Origin of the sequence: Roseixanthobacter finlandensis, from assembly GCF_043195105.2 — a bacterium.
Classification (GTDB): domain Bacteria; phylum Pseudomonadota; class Alphaproteobacteria; order Rhizobiales; family Xanthobacteraceae; genus NCEH01.
Genome location: NZ_CM195536.1, coordinates 1,878,838 through 1,894,401 on the forward strand (window position 1 = coordinate 1,878,838; position 15,564 = coordinate 1,894,401).

Genomic DNA, 15,564 nt, shown 5'->3' on the forward strand with positions numbered 1-15,564 from the left:
CCCTCACCCCAGCCCTCTCCCCGGCGGGGAGAGGGGGCTTTTCGGGACGCCGGGCGCTTTGCCGCCGGGGACCTTCACCTCTCCCCGCCGGGGAGAGGTCGCCCGCGCAGCGGGCGGGTGAGGGGGCCGAGCCTGCCCAGTGAGACCAGCCGCGCCGGGCGCGCCCCTCACCCCAACCCTCTCCCCGGCGGGGAGAGGGGGCCTCTTGGGCCGCCGGGCGTCGCAGTGGCCGACCCTTACCTCTCCCCGACGGGGAGAGGTCGCCCGCGCAGCGGGCGGGTGAGGGGACTGAGCACGCCCGGTGAGACCGGCCGCGCCGGGCGCGCCCCTCACCCCAACCCTCTCCCCGGCGGGGAGAGGGGGCTTTGCGTTTCCCACGCCCATCAGCCCTCCACCGGGAAATGCCACTCCGGCGCTTCACCTCTCCCCCACGGGGAGAGGTCGCCCGCGCAGCGGGCGGGTGAGGGGGCCGAGCCTGCCCAGTGAGACCAGCCGCGCCGGCCGCGCCCCTCACCCCAACCCTCTCCCCGGCGGGGAGAGGGGGCTTTTGCGCTCTCCTGCCCGCATCACCCCTGTCTGGAAAGCACCGCCCGGTTCATCACCTCTCCCCATGGGAGAGGGGCGTCTCGGAACGCCACTTGCCGCACCGATGGGACCTTCACCTCTCCCCCACGGGGAGAGGTGACCGCGCAGCGGGCGGGTGAGGGGGCTCAGCGAAACGGCAATTCCAGCTCCAGCCGGAGCATCTCGGCGACGCCATCCAGATTATCGTACACATCCTGGTTCGACACGCGCACGAGCCTGAACCTGCACGCATGCAGGTAGGCGGTGCGTCGGCTATCGCGGTCGCGCTCCGTGACGCCATCGTGGGTGACGCCGTCCACCTCCACCACCAGCGATGCGGCAAGGCAGACAAAGTCCACCACGAACGGGCCGACGGGATGCTGCCGGCGAAACTTCCACCCCACGAACCGACGCCCCCGCAGCAGGCGCCAGAGCACCGCTTCGGCCGATGTCTGTTCGTGACGCAAGCGTCTCGCGCGTGTGACGAGAGAGGTCATATCCCCCAAAGCCCTGTCCCCGTCTCAGTTTCGCCTTGGGGAGAGGTGGTGCGCAAGACTGCGTCGCAGAGATTGCGGTGTGCGGTTGAAAAAGGTGCCTTTCGCCCCCTCACCCCAACCCTCTCCCCGATGGGGAGAGGGGGGCTTTTCGGAACGCCGGGCGCCTTACCGGCCCGGCGCTTTACCTCTCCCCCGCCGGGGAGAGGTCGACCGCACAGCGGGCGGGTGAGGGGGCACCCTCGTCGCCGAAGCACCGGCCCTTTCTCCGGCCGCGCCCCCCCACCCCAACCCTCTCCCCGACGGGGAGAGGGGGCTTTTCGGGCCGCCGCCCGGCGCTTTGCCGCCCGGCGCATCACCTCTCCCCGCCGGGGAGAGGTCGACCGCGCAGCGGGCGGGTGAGGGGGCACCCTCGTCGTCGAAGCGCCGGCCCTTTCTCCGGCCGCGCCCCCTCACCCCAACCCTCTCCCCGACGTGGAGAGGGGGCTTTTCGGGCCGCCGCCCGGCGCTTTGCCGCCCGGCGCATCACCTCTCCCCGCTGGGGAGAGGTGATGCGCAGCGGGCGGGTGAGGGGGGTGTCTCCCCTCCACCGGGGACCACCTGCCCAATTTAAAGGCGCTGCCTCCCCGCGCCTCCCCGCCACCCGCGCGATACCGGCCGCTCCGGACTTGCGTGCGCGATGCCGAAATTGGCGCCGAACATTCGCCCGAAACGGCGGTGTGGTCCGGCGAGACGTCGCGGAGAAGCGTCACGAAACCACTCTTCGTCCGCGACAAGTCCTTGGTTTCACGTGAAACATTTTGCCAAAAGCCGCGCCGGGCCTGGAACGCCTCCCGCCGCCTCCCGCCGTCCCCGCGCCGAACGGCCTGAAAAAAGCCCGCGCGAAAAAACCCGGCACCCTTCCCCCGCACCTTCCGCCAGCCCGCCCGGAGAGGGCGCGCCGCGCGATCGCCATTTGACGGCGGGGCAGGGGGTGACTACCTGTTTCCTCCGCGCCCCGAACGCGCGGCCTGATCTGGAGACTTGAGTGTCCATCGTCGCGTCCGTCCGCAAGAGCCTCGTTCCCATCCATCGCGAGGGCTATCCCTTCATCGCCATCGCGGTGGTGATCGCCCTCGGCCTGCTGATGGTCTCCACCTTCTTCGGCATGATCGCGCTGGGGCTCGCCCTGTGGACGACCCTGTTCTTCCGCGATCCGCCGCGCGTGACCCCGCTGCGCGAGGGGCTCGTGGTCGCCCCCGCCGACGGCACGGTGTCGCAGATCTCGCTGGCCATCCCGCCGCGCGAACTCGACCTTTCCGACACCCCGCTGCTGCGCGTGTCGATCTTCATGAACGTGTTCAACGTGCACGTGAATCGCGCCCCGGTCTCGGGCCGCATCGAACGCGTGGCCTACAAGCCGGGCATTTTTCTCAATGCCGATCTCGACAAGGCGAGCGAGGACAATGAGCGCAACGGCCTCGTGTTCCGCACCGCCGCCGGCCCCGTCGGCTGCGTGCAGATCGCCGGCCTGATCGCCCGGCGCATCGTGTGCTTCGTGCGCGAGGGCGAGGAATTGGGCGCCGGCGAGCGCTTCGGCCTGATCCGCTTCGGCTCGCGGGTGGACGTGTATCTGCCCGTCGGCACGCGGGTGCAGGTGGCGGAAGGCCAGCTGACCACCGCCGGCGAGACCGTCATCGCCGATTTCGCCGCGCCGGGTGCGCGCGACACCGCTTATCGCGTGAGCTGAAACATGGCCGCTTCCCTCCCCCCGCTCGACCCTCACGGCGCGCCGCCGGTCTGGCGCCTGGGCAAGATCCCGGTGCGGGTGCTGCTGCCGAACCTCGTGACTTTGCTCGCTTTATGCTCGGGCCTGACCGCGGTCCGCATGGCGATCGAGGGGCGGCTGGAACTGGCGCTCGCGGCGATCGTGTTCGCCGCCATCCTGGACGGCGTGGACGGCCGCCTCGCCCGCGCGCTGAAGGGCACCTCGCGCTTCGGTGCGGAGCTGGACAGCCTCGCCGACTTCGTCAATTTCGGCTGCGCGCCGGCGCTGATCCTGTATTTGTGGGGCCTCGACACGGTGGGCTCCATCGGCTGGCTGGTGGTGCTGATCTTCGCCATCTGCGCCGCCCTGCGCCTCGCCCGCTTCAACGTGATGCTGGACGACCCGAACCGGCCGGGGTTCGCGGCGGATTTCTTCACCGGCATTCCGGCCCCCGCCGGCGCCATCGTCGCGCTGCTGCCGGTCTATCTCGACCTGCTCGGCCTGCCGCGCGGCGCCGCCACGGCCCCGGTGGCGCTGGTCTATTGCCTCGGCATTGGCCTGCTGATGATCTCCAAGGTGCCCGCCTATTCCGGCAAGACGCTGGGCAAAAGGGTCCGGCGGGACATGGTGCTGCCGCTGTTCGTGGTGGTGGCGATGTTCGTCGGCCTGCTCGCGAGCTACCCCTGGACCGTGCTGGCGGTCTGTAGCCTGCTGTATCTCGGCTTCCTGCCCTTCTCCTTCCTGCGCTACCGCCGGCTGATGGCAGCGCACATGGCGGAAACCAAAGCCGCTCCACCGCCGTCCGAGCTGTAGCCGACCGGCGGAATCCGCCGCGCGGCTTGGCGTCGCGCGGCGAAGAGTGTTGTGTCGCGATAGTCCTATTTATAGGATATTCGCATCTCGACACTCGCGTGCAGATGCATGCAATAGCGCCATATGTGCCTATTTTGCGTGCAAAATGGAATGGTGATATGCGCATAAGGTGGCCGCCATATCATCTTAAGTATCAGAAAAACAATGATATTAAAAAAATGGTATGCAATTGGCATATCCCTTGAATGAAAGAGCGCAGGCACGCTTTTTCAGACGGGGATCCAAGGCATGAATCGTCGCGAGTTTCTCAAAACGGCTTCCGTAACGGCCACCGCCAGCGCAGCGGGCGTGGCGGCGCCGGCGGTGTTTTCCTCGGCCCAGGCGCAGGCGCGCGCGGAAACCCTGCTGATCGTCTCTGAAAGCGGGCCGAACAATCTCGACGTTCAGGGCGTTGGCTCCAACGTGCCCGGCTATGAAGTGAGCTGGAACTGCTACGATCGCCTCATCACCCATCCCATGAAGGATGTGAACGGCACGCCTTATTACGACCGCGACAAGATCGAGGGCGAGCTGGCCGAGGACATGACGCTCGGCGACATGTCCGCGACCTTCAAGCTGAAGAAGAACGCGACTTTCCAGGACGGCACGCCGGTGACCGCCAAAGATGTGAAATGGTCCATGGACCGGGCGGTGAGCGTCGGCGGCTTCCCCACCTTCCAGATGAAGGCCGGCTCGCTGGAGAAGCCGGAGCAGTTCGTGGTGGTGGACGACCACACCTTCCGCGTCGATTTCCTGCGTAAGGATCGCCTTACCATTCCCGATCTCGCGGTGGTGGTGCCGTGCATCATGAATTCCGAGCTGGTGAAGAAGAATGCCACGGCGCAGGACCCGTGGGGCCTGGAATATGTCAAGCAGAACACTGTTGGCTCCGGTGCCTACAAGGTCACCAAATGGACCCCCGGCACCGAAGTGGTGTTCGAGCGTAACGACAAATGGGTCGGCGGCCCGATGCCGAAGATCAAGCGGGTGATCTGGCGCATGGTGCCCTCCGCCGGCAATCGTCGCGCGCTGTTGGAGCGCGGCGACGCCGATATCTCCTATGATCTGCCGAACAAGGACTTCGTCGAATTGAAGGACAGCGGCAAGCTGACCATCATCTCCACGCCTTATTCCAACGGCTTGCAATATATCGGCATGAACGTCACCAAGCCGCCGTTCGACAATCTGAAGGTGCGCCAGGCGATCGCCTATGCCATCCCGTATCAGAAGATCATGGATGCGGTTCTGTTCGGCCTCGGCAAGCCCATGTTCGGTGCGGCTCCAGGCGGCGTGAAAGAGGCGGTGTGGCCGCAGCCCGCTCCGTTCACCACCGATCTCGTCAAGGCCAAGCAATTGCTCACCGAGGCCGGCTATCCCAACGGGCTTGAGACCACCATTTCGTTCGATCTCGGCTTTGCCGGGGTGAACGAGCCGCTGTGCGTGCTGTTGCAGGAAAACCTGCAGGAACTCGGCATCAAGACGACGATCAACAAGATCCCCGGCGCCAATTGGCGCACCGAGCTGAACAAGAAAGATCTTCCGCTCTTCACCAACGTGTTTTCCGGCTGGCTGGACTATCCAGAATACTTCTTCTTCTGGTGCTATCACGGGCAAAATTCCGTGTTCAACACCATGAGCTACAAGTCGGCGGCGATGGACGCCTTTATCGACGGCGCCCGCGCGGCGGCGGCGAAGGGCGACAAAGCGGCCTATGATGCCGACGTGAAGGGGATGATCGACCTCGCCTTCGCCGACGTGCCGCGCGTCCCGCTCTACCAGCCCTATGTGAACATCGCGATGCAGAAGAACGTCACCGGCTACGAATACTGGTTCCACCGCCGGCTCGACTATCGCTCGTTCGTGAAAAGCTGAAGGTTTCGCAGGTAACCGACGAAACTTCCCCTCATCCTGGCCCTCTCCCCATTGGGGGGAGGGAATGCACACGGTGCAGAGGGAGGGTCGCGCTCAAAGGCGCACGCCCTCTCCCGCTCGCGGGGGAGGATGGGGGCGCCGCAGGCGGGCATGCATCCCGCGCCAGGTCGAAAGGAAGCCGTGATGTTGAAGCTCATCGCCAGCCGCATCGCCACCGCGATTCCGAGCCTGATCGGCGTGGTGATCGTGACCTTCATGCTGACCCGCGTCTTGCCGGGCGATGCCGCCGCCTATTTCGCCGGCCCCGCCGCGACCCCGCAGGCGATCGCGGAAATCCGCACCAAGCTCGGCCTCGACAAGCCGCTGCCGGTGCAATTCGTGGATTATGTGACGGCGCTGTCTAAGGGGGATCTCGGCTCCTCGCTCTCCACCGGCCAGCCGGTGACGACCGAAATCGCGAGCCGCCTTCCGGCCTCGGCGGAACTGACCCTTTCGGGCCTCATCCTGGCGCTCGCCATCGCCATTCCGTTCGGCATCATGGCGGCGGTGAAGCAGGGCACGTGGGTGGACCATGCCTGCCGTGTCATCACCACGGCGGGTGTCTCGCTGCCGGTGTTCTTCACCGGCCTGCTGCTGGTCTATGTGTTTTATTTCAAGCTCGGCTGGGCGCCGGCGCCGCTCGGCCGGCTGGATGTGTTCTTCACCGCGCCACCCACGGTCACCGGCTTCTATCTCATCGACAGCCTGATCGCCGGTGATCTTGAAACCTTCCGTTCGGCGGCGGCGCAATTGGCGATCCCGACCGTGACGCTCGCCATCTTCGCGCTGGCGCCGATCGCCCGCATCACCCGCGCTTCCATGCTCTCGGTGCTGTCGTCGGAATTCGTGCGCACGGCGCGGGCGGCGGGGCTGACGCCCTACAAGGTCATCATGGTCTACGCGTTCAGGAACGCGATGCTGCCGGTGATCACCACGCTCGGCATGGTGTTCTCCTTCCTGCTGGGCGCCAATGTGCTGGTGGAGAAAGTGTTCGCCTGGCCCGGCATCGGCTCCTACGCGGTCGAGGCGCTGATCTCCTCGGATTATGCGCCGGTGCAGGGCTTCGTGCTCGCCATGGCGATCCTCTACATCATCCTCAATCTCGTGATCGACCTCGCCTATGGCGTCATCGACCCGCGCGCACGGAGCGAAGCATGACCCTCGCCACCCCGGCCGATCGCGGATCGGCACCGTCTTCCAGCGGCCTCGCGGCGACGCTGCGCCACGCGAAATACGTGATCTCCGAGAACCCGGTGACGGGGCTCGCCTTCGGCATGTTCCTGGTGCTGATCGTGGCGGCCGCCATTGGCCCCTATATCGTGCCGTACGATCCGCTCGCGAGCGATACCAAGGCGGCGCTCCAGGCGCCCTCCTGGGCCCATTGGTTCGGCACCGACCAGCTCGGCCGCGACATGTTCTCCCGCGTCATCGCCGCCACGCGGCTGGACATGGGCATCGCCATCTTCTCAGTGGCCCTGGTGTTCGCGGCGGGCGGCATCGCGGGGATTGCAGCCGGCTTTTTCGGCGGCTGGACCGACCGCATCGTCGGGCGCATCTCCGATACCATCATGGCCTTTCCGCTGTTCGTGCTGGCCATGGGCATCGTGGCGGCGCTGGGCAATACGGTGACGAACATCGTGATCGCCACCGCCATCATCAATTTCCCGCTCTATGTGCGCGTGGCGCGGGCGGAAGCGGCGATCCGCCGGCAGTCCGGCTTCATCCAGGCGGCGCGGCTCACCGGCAACAGCGAATGGCGGATTTTGCTGACGCAGATCCTGCCCAATATCCTGCCCATCATGATGGTGCAGATGTCGCTGACCATGGGCTACGCCATCCTGAACGCCGCTGGCCTCTCCTTCATCGGCCTCGGCGTGCGCCCGCCCACCCCGGAATGGGGGATCATGGTGGCGGAGGGCTCGGCCTTCATCGTTTCCGGCGAATGGTGGATCGCACTGTTTCCCGGCCTCGCGCTGATGTTCGCGGTGTTCTGCTTCAACCTGCTGGGTGACGGTCTGCGCGACATCGTCGATCCCCAGCGCCGCACCTGAGGGGGCGCGCCATGCACGGTGTGATCGATATGACGCAGGCCACCACCCCGACCCCCGCCGAGGAAGCGCGCGGCCCGTTGCTGGAGGTGCATCACCTCACGGTGGAGTTCGCCACCCGCAAGGGCATCGTGACCGCGGTGAAGCAGGTGGACCTGACGGTCCGCAAGGGCGAGACATTGGGCATCGTGGGCGAGAGCGGCTCCGGCAAGTCCGTGACCTCCTACACGCTGATGCGCATCCTCGACCGGGCGGGGCGGATCGCGGAAGGCACCATCACCTTCTCCGGCATCGACGTCGCCAACGCCACGGAACGCACCATGCGCGACCTGCGCGGGCGGGAGATCTCCATGATCTTCCAGAACCCGCGCGCGGCGCTCAATCCGATCCGCAAGGTCGGCGACCAGATCGGCGACGTGCTGCTGCATCATCTCCAGGCCGAGCCGCGCAATGTGAAGGCGAAGGTGATCGAAATCCTGGAGCAGGTGCGCATCGCCCAGCCGCAGGAGCGTTATCATGCCTATCCGTTCGAATTGTCCGGCGGCATGTGCCAGCGCATCGTGATCGCGCTTGCGCTCGCCTGCCAGCCGCAATTGCTGATCGCCGACGAGCCCACCACCGGCCTCGACGTGACCACGCAGAAAGCGGTGATGGACCTCGTGACCGAGCTGACGCGGGCGCGCGGCATGTCCACCATTCTCATCACCCACGATCTGGGCCTTGCCGCCACCTATTGCGACACGGTGGTGGTGATGGAAAAGGGCAAGGTGGTGGAAACCGCGCCGGCCGAGCAGATTTTCCGCGCGCCGCAGCATCCCTATACGCAGAAACTGGTGCGCGCCACGCCGCGTCCGGGGATTGCGCTGAGCGACCTGCTGCCGGAGGTGCCCGCCGTTTCTACACCTCTCCCCGAGGGGGAGAGTTCGGCGCCGCAGGCGGCGGGTGAGGCGGCACCGGCTTCATCGCAAATGCCCGCCCCCGGAGCGCCCCTCCTGAAGGTGGAAAACCTGTTGAAGGAATATCCCCGCCAGGGCGTGCCGATGGGCTTTTTTGCCGGCCTGATGGGCAAGAAAGCGCCGCCGGAGGAGGCCATCTTCCGCGCCGTCGACGGGCTCTCGTTCGAGGTGAACAAAGGCGAGAGCGTCGGCCTCGTGGGCGAGAGCGGATGCGGCAAGTCCACCACCTCCACCATTGTCATGCGGCTGATCGATGCCACCTCGGGCAAGATCACCTTCGACGGCATGGATATCGGCGCGATCCCGGCGAAGGAGTTCGCGCACCATCCCATGCGCCGGCGCATCCAGATGGTGTTTCAGGACCCGACCGACAGCCTCAATCCGCGCTACACCGCCGCCCGCGCCATTGCCGATCCGCTGGTGCGCATGGGCGAGCAGTTCGGCATTCGCGGCGCCGCGCAGATGCGCGCCAAGGTGGAGGAGCTCGCCACCATGGCCGGCCTCCCGCTGGATCTGCTGGACCGCTTTCCGCACCAATTGTCCGGTGGCCAGAAGGCACGCGTCGGCATCGCCCGCGCCATCGCGCTCAAGCCCGATCTGGTGATCCTCGACGAGCCGACCGCCGCGCTTGACGTGTCGGTGCAGGCGGTGGTGCTGAACCTGCTTGAAGAGCTGAAGCAGACGCTCGGCATGAGCTATCTCTTCGTGTCTCACGACCTCCATGTGGTGCGTCTGTTGTGCGACCGGGTGATCGTCATGCGCCAGGGCAAGATGGTGGAGGAGGGGACGTCCGAGCAGGTCTTGGAAGCCCCCAAGGCCGCCTATACGCGCGAATTGATCGCCGCCATTCCCCATCCGCCGGTGTGAGGAGGTCCCATGTCCCATGTCACCGAACGTCCGGTGCCGCCCGTGCCCGATGCCGCGCTGGAACTCATGCTCGACGGCGCCCTCGCGGGCTTTGCGCTGAAGGTGGAGCCGGACTGGCGCGCCGAGGCGCTCGTGAACCTGCGCACCATCGCCGATGCGGCGCAGTTCGTCCGCAGCATCGACCTCGGTGACGAGTTCGACCCCGCGCCGGTCTATCGCCCATGACCGACGCATCCATCGCCACCGCCGATTCCGCGGCAAACCCGCATCTGCTCTCCGCCGCAGCCACCGCCGCCGACATCGCCGCTGCGGTTCAGGCCGGCACCGTTTCGGCCCGCGCGGTCATCGACGCCGCGCTTGCCCGCATCGCCGCAACCGACTCGAAGGTGAACGCCTTCACCGACGTAACGGCGGGGCGTGCCCACACCCGCGCCGATGCCCTGGACGCTGCCCGGGCGCGGGGGGAGAGCCTCGGCCCGCTCGCTGGCGTGCCGTTCGCGGTGAAGAATCTGTTCGACATCGCCGGCCTGCCGACCCGCGCCGGCTCGAAGATCAATCGCGAGCTTGCGCCCGCCACCCGCGACGCCACGCTTGTGGAGCGGCTGGAGGCGGCCGGCGCGGTGCTGGTGGGTGGGTTGAACATGGGCGAATACGCCTATGATTTCACCGGCGAGAATGTCCATGACGGCGCCTCGCGCAATCCCCATGCGCTGGACCATATGACGGGCGGTTCCTCCGGCGGTTCGGGCGCGGCGATCGCGTCGGGCGAGGTGCCGCTTGCCCTCGGCTCGGATACCAACGGCTCGATCCGCGTGCCGTCCTCGCTCTGCGGCATTTTCGGGCTGAAGCCCACCTATGGTCGGCTCTCGCGGGCGCGCAGCTTTCCCTTCGTCACCGCGTTCGATCATCTCGGCCCATTCGCCCGCTCGGCGGCGGATCTTGCGGTCGCCTATGACGCCATGCAGGGGGCTGATGGCGATGATCCCGCCGTCGCGGACCAGCCGGTTGAGTCGGCGTTTCCCAGCCTGATGCAGGGCGTCGGCGGGCTGCGCATCGCGGTCGCCGGCGGCTATTTCCGCCAGCGCGCCATGCCTGAGGCGTTGGCGGCGGTGGATCGCGTGGCGCAGGCGCTGGGCGCGAGACGCATGGTGGATATTCCGGACGCCGCGCGCGCCCGCGCCTCCGCCTATATCATCACGGCGGCGGACGGGGCGGCGCTCCATGCCGAGCGCCTTCGCACCCGTCCGCAGGATTATGACCCCGCCGTGCGCGACCGGCTGATCGCGGGCCTCGCCATTCCCGCCGCCTGGACCAATGCGGCGCAGCGCTTCCGCCGCCATTTCCGCGCGCAGATGCTGGCGCTGTTCGAGGAGGTGGACATTCTGCTCGCGCCGGCGACGCCCACCCGCGCGCCCAAGCTCGGCCAGAAGACTTTTGTGCTCGATGGCGTGACCTTGCCGGTACGCCCCAATCTCGGCCTGTTCACCCAGCCGATTTCCTTCATCGGCCTGCCGGTGGTGGCGGTGCCGGTGTGGCCCGACGATGCCCTGCCGCTCGCGGTGCAGGTGATCGCGCCGCCCTGGCGCGAGGATCTCGCCTTGCGGGTCGCCCATGAACTCGAAATGCGCGGCATCGCCCGCGCGCCCGTCGCATCGCTTTAGGAGCGCGCATGGAGATCGACATTCCCGAAGTCGTGGCCGAGGTCGCGGAAGCCTTCGCGCGCTATGAGGCGGCGCTGGTGGGCAATGACGTGCCGACGCTGGAGGATCTGTTTTTTGACGATCCCCGCACCATCCGATACGGCGGCGGTGAGAATCTCTATGGCATGGACGCGATCCGCGCGTTTCGCCGGGCGCGTGCGCCGGCCGGGCTCATGCGCGCGCTGAGCCAAACCGTCATCACCACCTATGGCCGGGATTTCGCCATCGCCTCCACTCTGTTCGCGCGGGACTCGACACCGGGGCAGATCGGCCGCCAGCAGCAGAGCTGGGTGCGTTTTCCGCAAGGGTGGAAAGTGGTCGCGGCCCATGTCAGCAGCCTTCCCCGGCCGCCCGACGATGCATTCTGAGTGCTTCAGGCAAGGTGTTTTCCCCGTGTCCCGCGAATCCGGTAGCGTTGCGTCATGAGCCTTCCAGCATCCTCCACCGAGGCGGCTGCCCGCATCGCGCGGCCCCGCCGGCGCCGGGCCCAGACGCGCGGCGTCACGCGCACCGAGGAATTGCGCCTGCAAATCGCCGACGACATCGTCGGTGGCCGCATCGCGCCCGGTACGCCGCTGGAGGAGATGGAAATCGCGCGCCGCTACGGCGTCTCCCGCACGCCGGTGCGCGAGGTCATCCGCGATCTTGCCGCCTCCGGCCTTGTGGAGACGCGGCCCCATCGCAGCGCGTTGGTGGCAAAGCCCAGCTTCGAGCGACTGCGCGGCATGTTCGATGTGATGGCGGAGCTGGAGGCGCTGTGCGCGGGCCTGTGCGCGCTCCATATGACGCCGGCGGAGCGTGGCCAGCTCCAGGCCATCCACGCTGATCTCGCCGACCTCACCCGCAGGGGCGATGAGACCAATTACACCTTCCTGAACGAGCGCTTCCACACCTTCCTATATGGCGGGGCGCACAATGATTATCTCGCCGAGATCACGCTTGCGACACGGGCGCGGCTCCAGCCTTTCCGGCGCGCGCAGTTCCGCAATCTCGGCCGTCTCGCGCTGTCCTATGCCGAGCACGACCAAGTGGTGACGGCGATCCTGCGCGGCGACAAGGCCGAAGCCGCGCATGCCATGCGCGCGCACATCATCACGGTCGAGATCGCCTACGAGCGTTACGCGGAAAGCGTGTGAGGCCGCGCCGGGCGCCCTCACATCGCGGGATCAGGCGGACTTTGCGACCAAGCTCTCCACATAGGCGCGGAAGCCGCCGAAGGCGGTGATATCGGTGCAGCCCTCAACACCCGCCGCCTCGGCCAGGAAGCCGGCGACGGTCGTGCCGTCTGTCAGGATGACGCTGCCCAGGCCAAGCGGCGCGGGGATCTGTGCCAGCAGGCGGCCGACGCCCTCGAACGGCAGGGACCACACTTCGCCCGCAAGCGATGCGCCCCCTTCGCCGACGCGGGTGACGCCCGGCCGGGGCACGCCGCCGGACAGCAGCGACATGCGATAGAGCGGGGCGGTATTCACCGCGCTCACCAGCCGCCCGCCGAGGGCGAGCAACTCCCCGTTCAGTCCCATGCCGGAAAGGTGGGCGCCGAACACGCAGATATCGAGCCTGTCCGATTCAACCGCAGGGGGCGCCGGCGCGAGCGGCGGGGCGGTTTCGCCGGTCGCGCCCAGCGGCAGGGCAGTGGCGGCGGCGAAGGCGCGGGCGATGGCGGCGAGCTTGGCATCGTTCCCGGCGGGGGCGAGAAGCGTGATGCCATAGGGCACGCCGGTTCCGGCGATGGCGGCCGGCACGGCGGTGCCGCACATGTCCAGCAGATTGACGAAATTGGTATAAGTGCCGTTGTGCGAATTGAGGCGGATATTGTCCGCCAGCACGGCTTCCAGCGTATAGGCGGTGGGCGCGGTGGGCAGCACGATGGCATCGAGCGATGCGAGCACGGGCTTCACCTTGGCCTTTAATTCCTGAAGCCGATACAGGGCGCGGAACAGATCGGCGGCGCTCGGCTTGGCGCCTGCTTCCGTGATGGTGCGCGTCACCGGATGCACCGCCTCGGGATTGGTGGTAAGCAGCTTTTCGGCGACGATCCAGCGCTCGGTCACCCAGGGACCTTCATAGAGCAGCCGCGCGGTCTCGGCGAACGGCGCATAGTCGAACTCCACCAGCTTGGCGCCGAGGGCCTTGATCTGGTCGAGCGCGTCTTCGTAAGCTTTGGCGGCGTCTTCATCCCCGAAGAATTCGCGCTGCGCCTTTGGCAGGATGCCGAGCAGCGGAGCCGCCGGCGCGGCCATCGGCCCGAGGGGCAGGGCGCGGGAGAAAGCGTCCGCAGGATCGAAGCCGGCCATCACCTCAAGTGCCGCCATGGCATCATCGACGGTAAGGGCGAAGATCGAGATGGCATCCAGCGTGCGGCAGGCGGGTACGAGGCCGGTATTGGGCACGAGGCCGAGGCTCGGCTTCACGCCGACGATGTTCTGAAGCATGGCCGGAACCCGGCCCGAGCCGGCGGTGTCCGTGCCCAGCGCCAGCGGCACGATGCCGGCGGAGACCGCCGAGGCCGAGCCAGAAGAGGAGCCACCCGGCACAAGATCGGCCTTGAAGGCATTGCGCGGTATGCCATAGGGCGAGCGCGTGCCCACGAGGCCGGTGGCGAACTGGTCAAGATTGGTCTTGCCGATGATCAGCGCGCCGGCCGCCTTCAGCCGGGCGATCACGGTGGCATCGGCCGCCGGCTGATAGGCGAAGGCCGGGCAGGCGGCGGTGGTGGGCAGGCCGGCGACGTCGATATTGTCCTTCACCGCGACGGGAATGCCGTAGAGCGGCAGGCTGGTATCCCCGGCGCGCTCCAGCGCGGCGGCGTCCGCAAGCACATCCATCTGCGGGCGCAGGGTGATGAACATCGCCGGGTCGTCATGGGCGGCGATGCGCGCATAGGTTCTGCGCACGGTGTCGCTCGGCGAGCGCAATCCTTGGCGGTGGGCGGCGAGAAGACTGGCGACCGTTTGCATGCCGAACTCCGAAGCGCATTCGCCACGGGATAAGCAGGAACCGGGCCAGACCGGGCGCCGAGCAACCTGTTGCCGCGCACCCCCGCAAAGGCGCATGGCAACAGGAAGAGCGAACCGCTCGCAAGTGCCGCACGCCGTGCCGAGCGGCGGAGTGGCACATTAGATGCCTTCGTTTTATGTCTAATAATTAGACTATTGCCTAATAATTAATCTAATAAATCGCCATTGCATGCATATCACGGCCGGACAGGACTGGACGGCGTGACCCCCGGCGGCGTGGCGGGCGAGGTGGTTGGGGGCGCGGGATCGGTGACCGCAGGCACGTTGCCCGGTGCGGTTTCGGTCGGGTCGGGCGTGCCGCGTCCGGAAAACAGGACCGCCGCCGTCAGGGCCGCGACCAGCACGACGGCGCCCAGGGTGAGGGTTGTGCCGCGAGACATGAAGCTCCTCCAGAGCTGTTTGACCTAAGGTCATAAACGCTGGAGGAGCGGTCTGGTTCATTGCGTCGGCAGGCAGGGCGGTGGCCGGGCGCCGCGTGCAGGCTTAGTCGCGGAAGACCACGGTCTTGTGTCCGTTGGGAATCACGCGGTCCTGCACGTGCCAGGAGAGCGCGCGCGCCAGCACCCGGCGCTCGATGTCGCGGCCCTTGCGCACCAGGTCGTCCGGGCTGTCCTGGTGGCTGATGCGTTCCACGTCCTGCTCGATGATCGGGCCTTCGTCGAGATCCGACGTTACGTAATGGGCGGTGGCGCCTATCAGCTTCACGCCGCGCGAATGGGCCTGGTGATAGGGCTTGGCGCCCTTGAAACCCGGCAGGAAGGAATGGTGGATGTTGATGCACTTGCCCGACAATTTGGCCGAAAGCCCGTCGGAGAGTACCTGCATGTAGCGCGCGAGCACGGCCAGATCCGATCGGGTGGACTGGAACAGGCTCCAGATCTCGGTTTCCTGCTCCAGCTTGGTCGCCTTGGTCACCGGCAGATGGTGGAACGGGATGCCGTCGAAATCGAGATGCGCATAGGTCTCGCGCGGATGGTTGGAGATGATCCCCGTCACCTCCATGGGAATTTCGCCGATGCGCCAGCGATAGAGCAGGTCCGCGAGGCAATGGTCGAACTTGGAGGCGAGCAGGAGAACGCGTCGCTTCTCGTTCGGCGCGCGCAGCGTCCATTGCAGGTTCAGCGGCTGCGCCACCTCCTCGAACTGGGCGCGGATGGTGGCCAGGGTCGCATCACCCTCCACCACGTTGAACACGACGCGCATGAAGAAGCGGCCGCTCTCCGTGTCGTCGAATTGCTGGGCCTCCAGGATGTTGCAGCCGTGCTGGAACAGGAAGGTCGAGACGCCCGCCACGATGCCGGGGCGGTTGGGACAGGAAAAGGCGAGGACGAATTGGTCGGAAGGCGTGGTCATGGAATATCCATCACGTCGAAGGGGGATTGCGGGCGGAGGAGCGGAAAGCGCG

Annotated in this window: 14 protein-coding genes; 10 read left to right on the forward strand and 4 right to left on the reverse strand. The window is 66.9% G+C overall.

What is annotated here, in order from left to right; genetic code table 11:
- Positions 1 to 710: 710 nt before the first annotated feature.
- Positions 711 to 1,031 carry a DUF559 domain-containing protein gene (locus V5G24_RS08685; protein WP_509292298.1) on the reverse strand — a complete coding sequence of 107 codons (321 nt, stop codon included), beginning with the start codon at positions 1,029 to 1,031 and terminating at the stop codon, positions 711 to 713.
- A 1,054-nt stretch (positions 1,032 to 2,085) separates the two neighbouring features.
- On the opposite strand from V5G24_RS08685, the gene V5G24_RS08690 reads away from it, so the two are divergent.
- The 10 genes from V5G24_RS08690 to V5G24_RS08735 all read left to right on the forward strand — a co-directional run bounded on the left by V5G24_RS08690 (position 2,086) and on the right by V5G24_RS08735 (position 12,275).
- Positions 2,086 to 2,787 (forward strand): phosphatidylserine decarboxylase, encoded by a 702-nt coding sequence (locus V5G24_RS08690; protein ID WP_394085596.1) that lies wholly within the window; start codon positions 2,086 to 2,088, stop codon positions 2,785 to 2,787.
- Between the two features lie 3 nt (positions 2,788 to 2,790).
- Positions 2,791 to 3,618 (forward strand): CDP-diacylglycerol--serine O-phosphatidyltransferase, encoded by an 828-nt coding sequence (gene pssA, locus V5G24_RS08695; RefSeq protein ID WP_394085595.1) that lies wholly within the window; start codon positions 2,791 to 2,793, stop codon positions 3,616 to 3,618.
- A 288-nt stretch (positions 3,619 to 3,906) separates the two neighbouring features.
- Entirely contained in the window at positions 3,907 to 5,529 is a 1,623-nt protein-coding gene (locus V5G24_RS08700) for an ABC transporter substrate-binding protein (RefSeq protein ID WP_394085593.1), read from the forward strand.
- Between the two features lie 183 nt (positions 5,530 to 5,712).
- Positions 5,713 to 6,726, forward strand: a complete 1,014-nt coding sequence (locus tag V5G24_RS08705; protein WP_394085592.1) for an ABC transporter permease — start codon at positions 5,713 to 5,715, stop codon at positions 6,724 to 6,726.
- Positions 6,723 to 7,619 carry an ABC transporter permease gene (locus V5G24_RS08710; RefSeq protein WP_394085590.1) on the forward strand — a complete coding sequence of 299 codons (897 nt, stop codon included), beginning with the start codon at positions 6,723 to 6,725 and terminating at the stop codon, positions 7,617 to 7,619. The genes V5G24_RS08705 and V5G24_RS08710 overlap by 4 nt, the downstream gene beginning before the upstream one ends.
- A gap of 29 nt (positions 7,620 to 7,648) precedes the next feature.
- Entirely contained in the window at positions 7,649 to 9,439 is a 1,791-nt protein-coding gene (locus V5G24_RS08715) for a dipeptide ABC transporter ATP-binding protein (protein ID WP_394085606.1), read from the forward strand.
- A 9-nt stretch (positions 9,440 to 9,448) separates the two neighbouring features.
- Positions 9,449 to 9,664: a DUF4089 domain-containing protein gene (locus tag V5G24_RS08720; protein ID WP_394085589.1), complete on the forward strand. Its 216-nt coding sequence runs from the start codon at positions 9,449 to 9,451 to the stop codon at positions 9,662 to 9,664.
- Positions 9,661 to 11,100, forward strand: coding sequence for an AtzE family amidohydrolase (locus V5G24_RS08725; RefSeq protein WP_394085588.1), 1,440 nt, complete (start codon positions 9,661 to 9,663; stop codon positions 11,098 to 11,100). The genes V5G24_RS08720 and V5G24_RS08725 overlap by 4 nt, the downstream gene beginning before the upstream one ends.
- Before the next feature lie 8 nt (positions 11,101 to 11,108).
- Positions 11,109 to 11,507 (forward strand): oxalurate catabolism protein HpxZ, encoded by a 399-nt coding sequence (gene hpxZ / locus V5G24_RS08730; protein WP_394085587.1) that lies wholly within the window; start codon positions 11,109 to 11,111, stop codon positions 11,505 to 11,507.
- A gap of 54 nt (positions 11,508 to 11,561) precedes the next feature.
- The gene (locus tag V5G24_RS08735) at positions 11,562 to 12,275 is read left to right on the forward strand and encodes a GntR family transcriptional regulator (protein ID WP_394085585.1); all 714 of its coding nucleotides are present in this window, start codon (positions 11,562 to 11,564) and stop codon (positions 12,273 to 12,275) included.
- Positions 12,276 to 12,305: 30 nt separating this feature from the next.
- Here V5G24_RS08735 and atzF read toward each other — a convergent pair whose 3' ends face one another.
- From atzF to purU, 3 genes are all read right to left on the reverse strand, one after another.
- Positions 12,306 to 14,099 carry an allophanate hydrolase gene (atzF, locus tag V5G24_RS08740; RefSeq protein WP_394085584.1) on the reverse strand — a complete coding sequence of 598 codons (1,794 nt, stop codon included), beginning with the start codon at positions 14,097 to 14,099 and terminating at the stop codon, positions 12,306 to 12,308.
- A gap of 236 nt (positions 14,100 to 14,335) precedes the next feature.
- A complete protein-coding gene (locus tag V5G24_RS08745) occupies positions 14,336 to 14,539 on the reverse strand; it encodes a hypothetical protein (protein ID WP_394085583.1) in 204 nt (67 codons plus the stop codon).
- 103 nt (positions 14,540 to 14,642) lie between these two features.
- A complete protein-coding gene (purU, locus tag V5G24_RS08750; RefSeq protein WP_394085582.1) occupies positions 14,643 to 15,512 on the reverse strand; it encodes a formyltetrahydrofolate deformylase in 870 nt (289 codons plus the stop codon).
- Positions 15,513 to 15,564 lie beyond the last annotated feature (52 nt).